The organism is Streptomyces cinereospinus (genome assembly GCF_042430725.1).
Taxonomy (GTDB): Bacteria; Actinomycetota; Actinomycetes; order Streptomycetales; family Streptomycetaceae; genus Streptomyces; species Streptomyces cinereospinus.
The window spans coordinates 1-12628 of the sequence record NZ_JBHMCY010000122.1 but is presented as its reverse complement, the minus strand read 5'-3'; the positions used below and the strand labels follow the sequence as shown (position 1 = coordinate 12628).

The window sequence follows — 12628 nt, the reverse complement described above, 5'->3', positions numbered from 1 at the left end:
CGTAGACGGCCACGCTCGCGATCCCGGCGTCCCGGCACGCCCGGGCCACGCGGACGGCGATTTCGCCACGGTTGGCGATGAGCACCTTGCGCATGTCAGGACACCCGGGCCGGTGCCGCCGGTTCGCCGGCCCGGCTGAACCGGCCGGCCGCGGTCTGCAGCGGACCCAGCGACCCGTCGAAGAAGATCAGCGGGTCCTCGCCGTGCCCGGGCAGGGCCAGCTCGACCACCTCGCCGACGACGATGTCGTGGTCACCGGCCGCGTGCACGTCGACGGTGGTGCAGGCGATGTAGGCCAGGGCCTCGCTGAGCGCCGGCAGGCCGTCCGCGGTGAAGTGGTGCGGGACGTCCGCGAACGCGTCGGGCCGCTTGCCGGCGAAGTGGCGGGCCAGCGGCTGCTGGCGGCCGGACAGGAAGTTGACGGTGAAGCCGCCGCTCTCCTGGAGCAGGCCGTGCAGCCGGGACTGCTGGTGCAGACAGAACAGCACGAGCGGGGGGTCCAGCGAGACCGAGGTGAAGGAGTTGACGGTGGTGCCCTCGGCCCGGCCGCTCGGCCCGGTGGAGATCACCGTGACGCCGGTCGTGAACAAGCCGCACACGCGGCGCAGACTCAGCGGCTCGATGGGCTGTCGCTCGGGGGTGCGGGTCAGCGACCGCGCTGCTGCGGACATGCTCGTCCTTTCCTGGGGTGTCGGGGGTGTGCCGCGCGGGTCAGAGGAGCTTGCGGACCTTGGAGCCGGCCTTGACGATGCCGAGCAGGAACTCCCGGCCGACGTTGTTCATCTCGGAGGGGGCCTGCACCGACGCCCAGAACAGGAAGCGGGCCATCGTCGGCACCGACGGGTGGATGAAGCGCTGCTTCTCGTCCTTCCAGCCGAAGACCGGGTTCACGATGGGCGAGTCGCGCAGCGTCGCGAAGACGATGTCGGCGGCCTCGTCCCCGGTGAGCGCGCCCGCCTCGTACTTCTCGCAGGCCTCCGCGGTGGTCTCCAGGATCCGCTTGAAGGAGTCGGACTGCGGCCACCACAGACCCGGGTAGGGCACCCGCTCCAGCTCCTCGAAGTGCTCCTTGCGGCCGTCGCGGGCGTGGGCCAGGCGGGCCCGGGTCAGGCGCATGGTGCCCGGGGTGATGAAGGAGCCCCACACCCGGAACACCGCGTTCCACAGGCGGAAGTGCGAGAAGGCGATGAAGGAGCTGTTGACCAGCTCGTCGTTGTACTGGAGCAGGCCCTGCTCCAGCCGCTCGACGTACGCGAAGCGCTCGGCGGAGAAGTCGCCGTCCGTCAGGGCCTGCACCAGCCGGGAGGTCAGCGCGTCGACCACCTCGAAGGTGTTGGACAGGCCGCGCGAGTACAGCGCGTCGATGAACCCGGCCGCATGCGACATCAGGCACCAGCGGTCGCCGATGGTCTGCTTCGAGGAGTACTGGAGCCGGTCGGTGGAGACCCACTCGCGCACCCGCGTCGCGCCGTCGAACTGGCGCTTGACCGCCGGGTACTTGTCGAGCCAGAGCTGGAACTCCTGCTCCGGGGTGAGGTCCTTGGGCTTGGGGTAGGTGCGCTCGTCGACGGTCAGGCCGACGCTGCACAGCGGGTTGCGGGACTTGTCGTGGTTGTCGAACGGGATGATCCAGAACCAGCCGCGCTCGATCATGTGGTGCAGGGTGCCGGTGTGCCAGTCGGCCGGCGGGCGCAGGTCCCTGGGGTGGCCGCTGACGTCGTCGAACCGCTTGACGCCGACGTAGTGCGTGAACATCGAGCGGCTGTGGTGCTTGAAGCGGGCCGGCTTCTCCCGCAGGTCGAACTTGTCGGCGAGCGGCGAGCGGAAGCCGGAGGCGTCGACCAGGTACTTCGCCCGGTACTGCTCGGGCTGGGCGCCGGGGGCGGCGCTCTTGCCGGTGACGGTCACGCCGTCCTCGTCGAAGTCGACCTCGCTCGCGCGCCAGTTCTGCCGGGGCGTGCACCCGTACCTGATCGCCACGTGGAACATGAACGAGTCGCTGTCCTGGCGGTGCAGGTGGCTGTTCTGGTGGAAGATCTTCGGCAGCGCCAGCTGGGTGGCCGCCCGCGGGTCGGGCTCCTGGCCCACCTCGTGCTTGATGAAGCCGAAGTGCGCCTTGGTGCCGAAGGTCGGGCCGATGTCGCGGGTGGAGGCCTGGACGCTGGCCAGGCTCTTCAGCTCGGGGATGTCGTGGCGCTCGGAGAGGATGTGGATCCACTCCACGAGCTGCGGGGTCATGGACTCGCCGACGGCGAAGCGCGGGTGGGCGGCCGCGTCCACCAGCAGCACCCGCGCACCGTGCCTGGCCAGGATCGCGCCGGTCACGGAGCCGGCCAGGCCCGAGCCCAGGATGACGACGTCGAACGTCATCTCCTCGGGTATGCGGGCCGATTCCGTCGCGCCTTCGGTCATCTTCGTGACCATGAGCTGTCTCCTTCTCCGGGGGCGGAACACCGCATGAAAAAAGGCCCTTCATTCGGAGAATGAAGAGCCGTGAAAAAGGTGTGAGATATCCGCTGAATCAAGCGTGACAGGTTCCGGCCAAAGGGTCAACCCCTGGCCGTTACAGCCGACTTGCCCTTTCCGGAAAAACGGCTTCCGGAATTCCGTCGGTACCGTCGGTATGGTTCGTCGATTCCAGGAGTTTCAGCAGCAGCGTCCGCAGTTCGTCCTCGCCGCCGGGACCGAGCAGGGCGGCCACCTCGTGCGCGAGTTCCTCGGCGGCCGCGGTGACGAGGGCGAGTTTCTCCCGGCCCTCGTCGGTCACCTCCAGCGCGTACCGGCGCCGGTCGTGCGGGTCCCGGCCGCGGCGGACGAGCCCCTGCTTGACGAGTTCGTCCACGAGCTGGGACGCGGCCGGCCCGGTGATCGCCAGGTGCTCCGCGAGCTGCTGCTGGGAACACGGGCCGGCGGCGACGAGCGCGGACAGGGGACCGTAGTGGCGGACGCGCAGCCCGGTGCCGGCGAGCTTGTCGTCGCCGTGCCGGCGCAGCCGGAAGTGGACCTGTGCCACGAGGTACTCGGTGCCCCGCACCAGCGGCTGCGCCGACTCGGGCAGCAGCCGGACGAGCAGTTCGTCGAGCCGGGCGGTCTCCCGGGGGCTGAGGACGGCGGTCAGACGCGCGTCCCGCTCGGCCACGGCCCGGCGCATGCCCCCCAGGGCGTCGCGGCCCCGGTCGGTCAGGGAGAGCACGTACTGGCGCCGGTTGTCGGGGTTGCGGGTGCGCCGGACCTCGCCGCGGGCCTCCAGCCGGTCGATGACCTGGACCATGATGGTGCGGTTGATGCCCAGCCGCTCGGCGAGGTCGAGCTGGGAGGCCCAGTCCTGGCCGGTGAGGGCGCCCAGGACGAGGAAGTCCCGGGAGTCGGTGTCGGTGCCGTCGGGGGTGGCGGAGAACTGCGCGTGGACCCGGCGCAGGAGGTAGCTGACGTAGTCCGTGAGCGACGCCGGGAGCACTCCCGGGACCTCGGCGGTCTCCTCGGCCCTCGTGAGGGGGGTCGTCGTATCCACCGGACCCGCCGGGCTCACCGGTTCCTGGACCTCGTCGCGTGCACGCCGCACAACAGCACCTCCTGCCCGAGTATAGGTGCGGTCCACCCGCCGTCCCTTCGGGTGGACCGCGGTCCTGGGTGATCGGCGGGTCCGGTCCGCGCGCCCGGCCGTGAACGTCACGCCGGCGCGCCCCGCGGTGCGAGGGAACGATTCTCCGGAACCGCTTTCCGGGCCGGGCCCGGGGATGGGGGGGAGGACCGGCGGCCCCGCCGCGGGGGAAGAGACGGGGCCGCCGGGGTGTGTCACAGCGAGACGGGGGCCTGCGCCCCGCCCTGCTGCGGCTGGGGTGCCGACTTCGGCGCGGTGAGCAGCGCCGTCAGCAGGGCCAGCAGGTAGAGCCCGGCCCCGAGCAGGAAGCCGTACGAGTAGCCGGTGGTCAGCGCGTCGGAGGAGGTGGGCTCGGACTCGTTCTGCGTGATCACGGTCGCCGCCGCGGCCAGCGCGGCGAGGCCGATCGCCCCACCGATCTGCTGAGCGGTGTTGACCAGGCCGGACGCGGCACCGGTCGCCTGCGGCGCGACCCCGCGGACGCTGATGATGGTGACGGCCACGAAGACCATGCCGAGGCCGAGGCCGGAGACCAGCTGCGCGGGCAGCAGCGCGACCCAGGGGTTCTGGCCCGGCTCCAGCAGGCTGAACCAGACCATGCCGAGGATGCCGACGGTCAGGCCCACGGAGATCACCGCGCGCTCGGACAGCCGGGCCAGCAGCTGCGGGCCGAGGGCGCCGGCCGCGAGCAGCATGCCCACCGCGTACGGCAGGTAGGCGACGCCGGTGATCATCGGGTCGTAGCCCTTGACCACCTGCATGTAGAGGGTCAGGAAGTAGAAGGTGGCGAGCATGCCGGCACCGACCAGGAACATCACCAGGTTGGCGCCGACGCGGCCCTTGTCGGCCAGCACGCCGCCGGGGATCATCGGCGCCCGCGCGGTGCGCTGGATGGCCACGAAGGCGACCAGCAGGACCAGCGCGACACCGAGCGGGATCAGCGTGCCGGTGTCGCCCAGGCCCTCCTCACCGGCGCGGGTGATGCCGTAGACCAGGGCACCGATGCCGAAGGTGGCGGTGAAGGCGCCCGGCACGTCGACCTTGCCGCGCTCACGGCCGCCGTCGACGAGGACACCGGTGCCGACCAGCACGGCCAGGGCGATCGGGATGTTGACGAACATCACCCAGCGCCAGTTCAGGTACTCGGTCAGCGCCCCGCCGAGCAGCAGGCCGACGACCGAGCCGAGGCCGCCCATCGCGCCGTACACCCCGAGCGCCTTGTTGCGGGCCGGGCCCGCCGGGAACGTGGTGGCCAGCAGGGACAGCGCGGTCGGCGCGGCGATGGCGGCGCCCAGGCCCTGCAGCAGCCGGGCGGTGATCAGCAGTCCGCCGGTGGTGGCCAGACCGCCGAGCAGGGAGGCGGCGGTGAAGATGACCAGCCCGATCCGGAACACCAGCCGGCGGCCGAACAGGTCACCGGCGCGGCCGCCGGCCAGCAGCAGGCCGCCGAAGGCCAGGGCGTAGGCGGTGACGACCCAGCCGAGGCCGGCCTCGCTGAGGCCGAGGGCGCTCTGCATGCTGGGCAGCGCCACCGCCACGATCGTGTTGTCCAGCACGAGCATCAGCTGCGCGGCGGCGATGACCAGCAGTGCGAGGCCGGGCTTGCCGTCCTTCTGCGGCGGTGCCGCGGCCCTGGGGACGGCCTGGGTGCGGTCTTGCAGCGACATGAGCTCTCTCCGATTTCGGGATGAGGGGGTGCGACGGTGACCCGGGGTGCCGGAAGCGGAGGCACCCACGGGCGTGGGAGCCCTGTGTCAGCGGGCGGCGGAACCGGCCTTGGCGCCCCAGAGGTCCAGCGCCTCGTAGGCGGCGCGCCACTCGGTCTCGTAGGCGGTCCTCAGCTGCTCGGGCATCTTGTGGAGGATCCCGGTGAGCCTGGTGACGTCCATGTCGTCCAGCAGCCAGGGCAGGTAGCGGCGGGAGTCGTCGCCGACGCGGGCGCGCTGCTCGGTGCTGAAGGCGGCCCACTCCTGCGCGGTCATCGTGATGTCCATCAGGTGCAGCGCGTCCCGCTCCTCGTGGCCGAGGTGGCCGCGCAGGCCGGTGTACAGCCGGTCGGTCAGGCCGCCCAGCCGTTCCAGGCCCGAGTCCCGGTCGGCGAGGGCCGCGTCGATGTCGGCGAGCAGCGGGTCGATGACCGCGTGCTCGGCCTCCATGGCGTCCAGCAGCGCCAGCTCGTCCGGCCGGCCGGCCAGGGCCCTGTGCATCACCGGCCACACCGTCACGTCCTCCGAGGTGTGGTGGATGGTCAGGAACTTCTTGAACAGCTCCCAGCCGACCGCGGTGCTCAGCACGTGACGCGGGTCCTCGTCGACCCGGGCCGTGATCCGCGCGATCCGCTCCAGCTCGCGCCGCAGGGCGTCGTGGATCGCGAACATCATCGTCATGTCGTGGTTCTTGAACTCCTGGCTCATCACTGTCTCCCTCAGTGCCTCACCGCTGCGGTCCCTACCGATCGCGAGACTATCGTCAACTTACTTATCTATCAACGCATCCAACTAACAACTAGCCAACCGTCAAAGGGCCAATGAGTGGCCGGAGGTGCAGCTGGGGGCGGTTTCAGCGGGTCGCGGAGGACTCCAGGACCGGCTCTTCCTGGCCGGTTCCCGACGGATCGCCGACCGGATCCGGATCCCCCTTGCCGCGCCGGATCCGGCTCAGCGCCGGTGAGGTCGCGGCGGTGGTGACCAGCGCCATCAGCACCAGGATCGTGAACAGGCCGGGTCCGATCACCCCGAGGCCGAGGCCGATGTTCAGCACCACCAGCTCGGTCAGGCCCCGGCAGTTCATCAGCGCGCCGATGGACAGCGCGTCCCGCCAGTCCTGGCCCGCGAGCCGGGCCGCGACCGAGCCGCCGCCCCACTTGCCGAGCACGGCGACGGCCAGCACGGCACCCGCCCACAGCCACTGCGCGCCGTCCCCGCCCAGCAGGGACACGTCGGTCTTCAGCCCGGTGCTGACGAAGAACAGCGGCAGCAGCACCGGCACGGTGAACGCCCGCACCCGGGCGGCGGTGGCCTCGATCTTCCGCCGGCCCCGCGGAGTGACCACGCCGAACAGGAACGCGCCGAACAGCGCGTGCACACCGATCTCCTCGGTGGCGTACGCGCTCAGGCACAGCCCGCTGAACAGCACCACCAGCACCACGCCGTCGCCGTACTTGCGCTCGGCCCGCGCGGCCCACCGGTTCAGCAGCGGACGCACCGCGTAGAACATGACCAGCGCGAAGGCCAGCGCGTAGCCGGCGGTGGTGAGGGCCTCCGCGGGCGAGCTGCTCTTCGTCACCGCGACCACGGCCGCCAGCAGGCACCAGGCGGTCACGTCGTCCACCGCCGCGCACGCCATCGCCAGCGCCCCCACCCGGGTGCGGTACAGGCCCCGGTCGGTGAGGATGCGGGCCAGGACGGGAAAGGCGGTGATGCTCATCGACACCGCGATGAACAGCACGAACGCCACTCTGTCGGTGCCCTCGGGGGCGAAGGTGCCGTACATGCCGAAGGCCAGCAGGGTGCCCAGCAGCAGGGGCACGGCGATGCTGGACTGCGACACCGCCACGGCCGTGCGGCTGTGGCCGCGCAGCGCCGTGAGGTCCAGCTCCAGCCCGACGAGGAACATGAAGGCGAGCAGCCCGATGTTGCCCAGTACGCCGATGTACGGCAGCGCGGACTGCGGGAAGAGCCAGGCCTGCGCGTCGGGCCACAGCCAGCCCAGCAGCGAGGGCCCGAACAGGATGCCCACGACGATCTCGCCCACCACGGGCGGCTGGCCGAGCCGCCGCACGAGCTGGGCGCCGGCTCTGCAGGCGAGGATCACCGCGGGCACGGCGATCAGCAGGTCGGGAAGTGGATCGGGAACAGCGGCCATCACACGTCTCCGGTGCAGGGTTCGGGAGGGACCAGCGCGCGGGCGCCCGTCTCACGGACGGCTCGTCAGGAGCTGTACGGCCGTACGGCCTTCGCCTCGCGCAGCGCGCGGGCCCACCACAGCAGCTGGTCGAGCATGAGCTTGGCCGCGGACTCCGCGCCCTCGGGGTCGGCGGGGAAGCGGCCCTCGGCGTCGTAGTGGTCGAGGATCCTGGGGAAGGTGACGATGTCCTTCATCCCCACGCAGTGGAACTCGGCGAAGATCTGCCGCAGGTGCTCGATCGCGCGCACCCCGCCCGCCGTGCCGAGCCCGTAGCCGACGAAGCCGACCGGCTTGGCCTGCCACTCGGACTGGAAGCTGTCGATGAGGGTCTTCAGCGGGCCGGGGACGCTGCGGTTGTACTCCGGGACGACCACCACGTACGCCTCGGCGCCGGTCAGCCGCGGACGCAGGGCGGCCGCCGCCGGGTCGTCCGCGTCCAGGCTCGCGGGCAGCAGGTGGCCGGCCACGTCGACGACGTCCAGCACCAGGTCGTCACGGCGCGAGGCCACCCGCGCGAACCAGCCCGCGACGTCCGGCGCGAGCCGCCCGTCGCGGGCCGAGCCGACCAGCAGCGTGACCCGCACCGGGCGGGTCACCAGGCCGGGCGTGCTCATCGCCGGGCCGCCGAACGCGGCGCGGCCACCGGCGTCAGCGCCAGGAACTGCCGGGCGTCGACCCGGGCGAGGATGCGGCGGGTCAGCGCCGGCATCTTCGTGGTGCCGTCGTCGGTGAAGACGACCGGGTGGGCGACCTGGACCCGCCGGCCCCGGGTGGTGATCTCGCACCCGCCCGCCGCCAGCACGTTCTTGACCCAGTCCGAGCCGGGCCCGTAGGGCAGTGTGATGACGATGTCCTCGCCGCGCCGGAACAGCTTCACCGGTGTCGTGAACTCCCGCCCCGACCTGCGGCCGCGGTGGTGCACCTTGCCGAACCCGGGCAGCCGGCTGAACAGCGGGCCGGCCAGGTGGTTGGCGAACTTGCGGTTGAAGCGGGCCACTTTCCTGTCGATCGGCACGGATCTCCCTCCCTTGGCGGTGTCGGTTGCCCCGGAACGCCGGACGGGCGCCGGTCCGTCCTGCGACGGCCGGCGCCCGTCCGGATCCGGGCGTGGGTCAGGCGGCCGGCTTGCCCGCGCCGGGGCCGCCGTTGGCGCCGGCCGGGGTCAGCGGGCCGACCGGCTTGCCGCCGGACTTCAGGAAGCGCTCCAGGGTGAAGTTGTCGACGATGCCCCAGCGCTCGGCGATCCGGTCGCCCTCGAAGCGGAACCAGATGATCGCCTGGTGCTGCACCTGGAGCCCGGTCGGCGGGATGCCGATGAACGGGCCGGTGTGCTTGCCGTGCATTACCCAGCGGATCGCGGCCTTGTCGCCCATCGAGATGAAGTCGAGGATCTCGTAGCGGATCTCGCTGAACGCGGACTGCTGGATCTTGATGGTGTGCTTGAACGCCTCCGGGCCGCGCATGGAGTCGTCGTGGCTGCCGTGGTTGCGGAAGTCCGCGGTCAAGTAGCGGTCGGCGGCGGAGAGGTCGCCGAGGTCCAGGCCCTCGTGGAAGACCTTCTCGATCACTTCCCGCTGCTGCTCGGCGGTGAGCGTGGTGGGCATGCGTCAGTTCTCCTTCGTCACTGCTGATGCGGTCGCGGGGGTGTTCCCGCGCGTGTCGAGCGTCGTGTGGTCGACCTGGGTCACGCCCCTGGGCACGGCGCCCGTGGTCCACACGATGCGCAGCCCCAGCCGGTCGAAGCGCCAGCCGTCCGGCGTGCGCCGGGCCGTGCCGGTGAACCGGCCGCCGAGCTGGAAGTACTCGGACGGGTCCGGCGGCACGGGCGAGCCGTGGTGGACGTGGGACGCGATCAGGCTCCAGCCGAGCTCGGCCCGGTCGCCGTCGAGGTCGACCGAACTGTCCGAGCCGTGGTGGTGCGTACGGCCCCAGCGCGCCATGATCTCGGTGGTGAAGCCGCCGACACCGGCGAGGCCCCGGTGGCTGCCCACCGGGAAGGTCATCTCGATGTCCTCGGTGAACAGGGACTTGGCCCAGGACTCGCCGAAGTCGCCCTCGTCGAGGCTGGCCAGGTAGCGGCCGGCGAGCTTCCGCAGCTCGGCGAGGTCGGTCAGCCGGGCGACCGCGGCGGCCAGGGCGGCCGGATCCGCCGCCTGCAGCCGGGTCATGACACCCGGCGCGCTTCGGTCGTGGCGTCCGTGCCGTAGATCACGACGCCGTCCGGACCGTGCACGACGGCCTTGCCCTCACCGGTGAGCGCGTCACCGTCGTGGCGCGCGGTGATGTCGATCTGGATGTAGGCGGCGCGGTGGCCGTTGGGGCTGATCTGGGTGATGTCGAGGTTGAAGTCCTCGCGCAGCGAGAACTCCAGCTCGCTCTCGCCGGTCACGGACCAGGAGCCGGTGCCGGTGCTCTTCCTCGTCGTGACCGAGAGCGAACCGTCCGGCTCGAAGGTGACGGTGTAGTCGTCCACCTCGCCGTCGTGCGTGACCGTACCCGTCCAGCGACCGACGGGCGTCCAGGTTGAAACAGGCATCGACCACACTTCCTCTAGTCGGGGAAACGCCGGGGAAACAAAAAATCCGCATCCCGGCCGGAATCACCGACGTGGAATACGGATTTCGAGTCAGAGGCATGAAGGCGCCGGGAAAAGTGTGACACCTTGGCCCGAGCTTCGTCAACTACGGTTTTGCCGCGACTACTTGAGAATGATCGATTCACGGTCGACTAATGATCGGATGGTGATCGAATGGTGATCGATTAACCAAAAGGAGCAGCTCCCACGGCCTGGGGGTCGGCCGTGGGAGCTGCTCGACGGGATCCCCGCACGGATCCGCGTCCTTTTCTCGTGATGGTTCGCGTGGCGGTGCGGCGGGTGAGGGCAAAACCCTATTCGACGGCGCCGTTGCCGAAGATCGGGAATTACCTGGAATCGTTGCGGCGGGACAGCCGGAACAGTTCGTCCAGGTCGTACTCCGCCCGCTGCGGGCCGCCGTACCGGGTGATCTTCCGCCGGCTCGCCCACTTGCGGATGGTGGCCTCGGACACCCCCATCGCGAGGGCGGCCAGTTCGGTCGGGACCCTGCGCCGCCCCCGGTCCTGCTCCTGCGTCACGCGGCCTCACCCTCCAGCCGGTCGGCCACCCGCATCCACTGGTGCGGCGGCAGCGCGTGCCCGGCGTCGCAGGTGACGTGGCTGGGCACCCGGCCACCGCCCGAGGACATCACCCCGTGCAGCGTGCCGTCGCACCCCGGCTCCAGGCACGAGCCGAGCGAGAACCGGCGCGTCCGGCCGGGGCCGAACAGCTTGCCGAAGGCGGTGAGCAGTTCGGTGACTTCCTCGTCGAAGTCGACCGCCGCGGGGTGGCCGGCCAGCCACGGCACCTGCTGCTGCAGAAACCGCACCAGGTCGTCCACCCGTGGCTCCCGGAGCCGTCGCGCCCGGTCCGGGCGCTCGTCCACCACCAGCCGCGCCCACTGCGCGAGGACGTCGGTGACCTCCGCCCGCAGCGCCACCGCGCCGTCGTCCAGCACGATGCCCACGGTGCTCCGGCTGCCGCTGACCCGCTCGCGCAGCTGGGGCGGGGTGTGGGTGAGGGCCTGGTCGCTCTCTTCGTAGAGTTCCCGCAGGGCACGTAACTCCCGGTGCAGCCGGCCCACGCACGTGGCGCAGATCCGACCGCCCAGGGACGCGCAGTCCCTGCTCCTGTGATCGTCGGCGAGTTGCCGAACCTCGTGCATCCGAATCCCCCGGATCTCTGGGTTCTCCTGAGACTTCTCCATGCTCGCGGGCGCCCCGACGCGCTTTCAACGCAGGCCCGTTCAGGGTTTCGGCAAGCATCTGCAGTTGTGTGAGCGGACCGTCAGGACAGTGTGAGACGGCCGGGATCCCCCACCTGGCGGGGGTGGATCCCACCGTTCCGCACGCCTGCGGCCCCGGAGGGACCGGTTCCGTCGCAAGGGCGGGACCGGCGGGCCCCCGCAAGGCTTGAAGTCGGGCCGATGCGTTTGATAAACATAGCAGAAGATACCGTTCGACCAGTTTTTTTAGACCCTCTTCACACCGCCCGGGACACCCCGGGCGGGCGGGCCACGGCGCTGGGAGACACCGATGAGGACCGTTCTGATCGTCGATGACGATGACAGCGTGGCCGCATCGCTCGCGCAGGCCCTGACCGTGCACGGGTTCGTCCCGCAGCGGGCCGCGACCGGGGCCGGCGCGCTGGACCTGGTGGACGACGTGGCGCTGGTGCTGCTCGAACTGGGCCTGCCGGACCTCGCCGGGCACGAGGTGTGCCGGCGCATCCGGGAACGCTCCTGCGTGCCCATCCTCGCCATGAGCGACCGGGCCGAGGAACTGGACCGGGTGATGGCCTTCCACATGGGCGCGGACGCGTTCGCGTACAAGCCGGTGGGCTCCTACGAGCTGATCGCCCGCATCCAGGCGCTGTTCCGGCGCTCCGGCACCTGCCCCGGGCATGAGGACCACCGCACGGAGCCGCCGGCCGCGGACCGGGCGGCGCGCGGCGCCACGCCGGCCCCGCCCGCCGTGCCGGCCCCCAGGGACACCCTCAGCGCCGGTCCGCTCGCCCTCGACCTGCGCACCCGTACGGTCGTCCTGCACGGTGAGGAAATACCGGTCACCCGGCGGGAGTTCGACCTGCTGGCGCTGCTCCTGGAGGAGCCCGGCACGGTGCACCGGCGGCAGGAGATCATGGCCCAGGTCTGGGACGAGAACTGGTTCGGCTCCACCCGCACCCTCGACGTCCACGTCGGCTCGCTGCGCGGCAAGCTCGGCAACCGCGAGTGGATCGAGACGGTACGGGGCATCGGGTACCGCCTGGTGGTGCCCGCCACGGCGCCGGCACCGGTGCCGCAGACGGCTGAACAGGCGGGCGGCTGAGCCCCTGACGGTCCCCGGGACCCGACGGCCCTCACGGACCCGCCCCCACCCCGGGCCCGCCTCCACCATGGGCACGCCCCCACCCCGGGCCCGCCTCCACCATGGGCACGCCCCCACCCCGGGCCCGCCCCCACCATGGGCACGCCCCCACCCCGGGCCCGCCCCCACCATGGGCACGCCCCCACCCCGGGCCCGCCCCCACCATGGGCACGCCCCCAC

15 protein-coding genes are annotated in these 12628 nt (G+C 71.4%); 1 reads left to right on the top strand and 14 read right to left on the bottom strand.

The features are described from left to right. The 14 genes from ACFF45_RS34315 to ACFF45_RS34250 all read right to left on the bottom strand — a co-directional run. Positions 1-94 (bottom strand): biotin carboxylase N-terminal domain-containing protein (locus ACFF45_RS34315; RefSeq protein WP_280842533.1); only part of this gene is annotated, 94 nt, incomplete at its 3' end. A gap of 1 nt (position 95) precedes the next feature. Next, on the bottom strand, positions 96-671 hold the full coding sequence (locus tag ACFF45_RS34310; RefSeq protein ID WP_381350910.1) for a flavin reductase family protein: 576 nt from the start codon (positions 669-671) through the stop codon (positions 96-98). A 40-nt stretch (positions 672-711) separates the two neighbouring features. Beyond that, positions 712-2424 (bottom strand): NAD(P)/FAD-dependent oxidoreductase, encoded by a 1713-nt coding sequence (locus tag ACFF45_RS34305; protein ID WP_381350909.1) that lies wholly within the window; start codon positions 2422-2424, stop codon positions 712-714. 139 nt (positions 2425-2563) lie between these two features. After that, a complete protein-coding gene (locus ACFF45_RS34300; protein ID WP_381350908.1) occupies positions 2564-3562 on the bottom strand; it encodes a MarR family winged helix-turn-helix transcriptional regulator in 999 nt (332 codons plus the stop codon). Positions 3563-3795: 233 nt separating this feature from the next. Beyond that, entirely contained in the window at positions 3796-5268 is a 1473-nt protein-coding gene (locus ACFF45_RS34295; protein WP_381350906.1) for an MFS transporter, read from the bottom strand. 87 nt (positions 5269-5355) lie between these two features. Next, positions 5356-6015, bottom strand: a complete 660-nt coding sequence (locus ACFF45_RS34290) for a hemerythrin domain-containing protein (protein ID WP_381350904.1) — start codon at positions 6013-6015, stop codon at positions 5356-5358. Between the two features lie 145 nt (positions 6016-6160). Continuing rightward, positions 6161-7465 (bottom strand): cation:proton antiporter, encoded by a 1305-nt coding sequence (locus tag ACFF45_RS34285; RefSeq protein WP_381350903.1) that lies wholly within the window; start codon positions 7463-7465, stop codon positions 6161-6163. A gap of 65 nt (positions 7466-7530) precedes the next feature. Continuing rightward, on the bottom strand, positions 7531-8121 hold the full coding sequence (locus tag ACFF45_RS34280; RefSeq protein ID WP_381350902.1) for an NADPH-dependent FMN reductase: 591 nt from the start codon (positions 8119-8121) through the stop codon (positions 7531-7533). Next, complete coding sequence (locus ACFF45_RS34275) at positions 8118-8522, bottom strand: nitroreductase family deazaflavin-dependent oxidoreductase (RefSeq protein ID WP_381350901.1); 405 nt, start codon at positions 8520-8522, stop codon at positions 8118-8120. Before ACFF45_RS34275 ends, ACFF45_RS34280 begins: the two co-directional genes overlap by 4 nt. A 97-nt stretch (positions 8523-8619) precedes the next feature. Further along, entirely contained in the window at positions 8620-9111 is a 492-nt protein-coding gene (locus ACFF45_RS34270; protein ID WP_381350899.1) for an ester cyclase, read from the bottom strand. 3 nt (positions 9112-9114) lie between these two features. Further along, positions 9115-9675 (bottom strand): nuclear transport factor 2 family protein, encoded by a 561-nt coding sequence (locus ACFF45_RS34265; RefSeq protein WP_381350898.1) that lies wholly within the window; start codon positions 9673-9675, stop codon positions 9115-9117. Beyond that, positions 9672-10043, bottom strand: a complete 372-nt coding sequence (locus ACFF45_RS34260) for a dehydrogenase (RefSeq protein ID WP_381350897.1) — start codon at positions 10041-10043, stop codon at positions 9672-9674. Before ACFF45_RS34260 ends, ACFF45_RS34265 begins: the two co-directional genes overlap by 4 nt. Positions 10044-10429: 386 nt before the next feature. After that, positions 10430-10621, bottom strand: coding sequence for a hypothetical protein (locus ACFF45_RS34255; protein ID WP_381350896.1), 192 nt, complete (start codon positions 10619-10621; stop codon positions 10430-10432). Beyond that, complete coding sequence (locus ACFF45_RS34250; RefSeq protein ID WP_381350895.1) at positions 10618-11247, bottom strand: hypothetical protein; 630 nt, start codon at positions 11245-11247, stop codon at positions 10618-10620. The genes ACFF45_RS34255 and ACFF45_RS34250 overlap by 4 nt, the downstream gene beginning before the upstream one ends. 370 nt (positions 11248-11617) lie before the next feature. Here ACFF45_RS34250 and ACFF45_RS34245 point away from each other — a divergent pair, with 370 nt between their 5' ends. Then, a complete protein-coding gene (locus ACFF45_RS34245) occupies positions 11618-12409 on the top strand; it encodes a response regulator transcription factor (RefSeq protein WP_381350894.1) in 792 nt (263 codons plus the stop codon). The last annotated feature ends 219 nt before the right edge of the window (positions 12410-12628 follow it).

What these genes read in the sequence shown, in the direction of transcription:
- ACFF45_RS34310 (WP_381350910.1), bottom strand. Translation starts at nt 671, where the DNA reads ATGTCCGCAGCAGCGCGGTCGCTGACCCGCACCCCCGAGCGACAGCCC.
- ACFF45_RS34305 (WP_381350909.1), bottom strand. Translation starts at nt 2,424, where the DNA reads ATGGTCACGAAGATGACCGAAGGCGCGACGGAATCGGCCCGCATACCC.
- ACFF45_RS34295 (WP_381350906.1), bottom strand. Translation starts at nt 5,268, where the DNA reads ATGTCGCTGCAAGACCGCACCCAGGCCGTCCCCAGGGCCGCGGCACCG.
- ACFF45_RS34290 (WP_381350904.1), bottom strand. Translation starts at nt 6,015, where the DNA reads ATGAGCCAGGAGTTCAAGAACCACGACATGACGATGATGTTCGCGATC.
- ACFF45_RS34285 (WP_381350903.1), bottom strand. Translation starts at nt 7,465, where the DNA reads ATGGCCGCTGTTCCCGATCCACTTCCCGACCTGCTGATCGCCGTGCCC.
- ACFF45_RS34280 (WP_381350902.1), bottom strand. Translation starts at nt 8,121, where the DNA reads ATGAGCACGCCCGGCCTGGTGACCCGCCCGGTGCGGGTCACGCTGCTG.
- ACFF45_RS34270 (WP_381350899.1), bottom strand. Translation starts at nt 9,111, where the DNA reads ATGCCCACCACGCTCACCGCCGAGCAGCAGCGGGAAGTGATCGAGAAG.
- ACFF45_RS34265 (WP_381350898.1), bottom strand. Translation starts at nt 9,675, where the DNA reads ATGACCCGGCTGCAGGCGGCGGATCCGGCCGCCCTGGCCGCCGCGGTC.
- ACFF45_RS34260 (WP_381350897.1), bottom strand. Translation starts at nt 10,043, where the DNA reads ATGCCTGTTTCAACCTGGACGCCCGTCGGTCGCTGGACGGGTACGGTC.
- ACFF45_RS34250 (WP_381350895.1), bottom strand. Translation starts at nt 11,247, where the DNA reads ATGCACGAGGTTCGGCAACTCGCCGACGATCACAGGAGCAGGGACTGC.
- ACFF45_RS34245 (WP_381350894.1), top strand. Translation starts at nt 11,618, where the DNA reads ATGAGGACCGTTCTGATCGTCGATGACGATGACAGCGTGGCCGCATCG.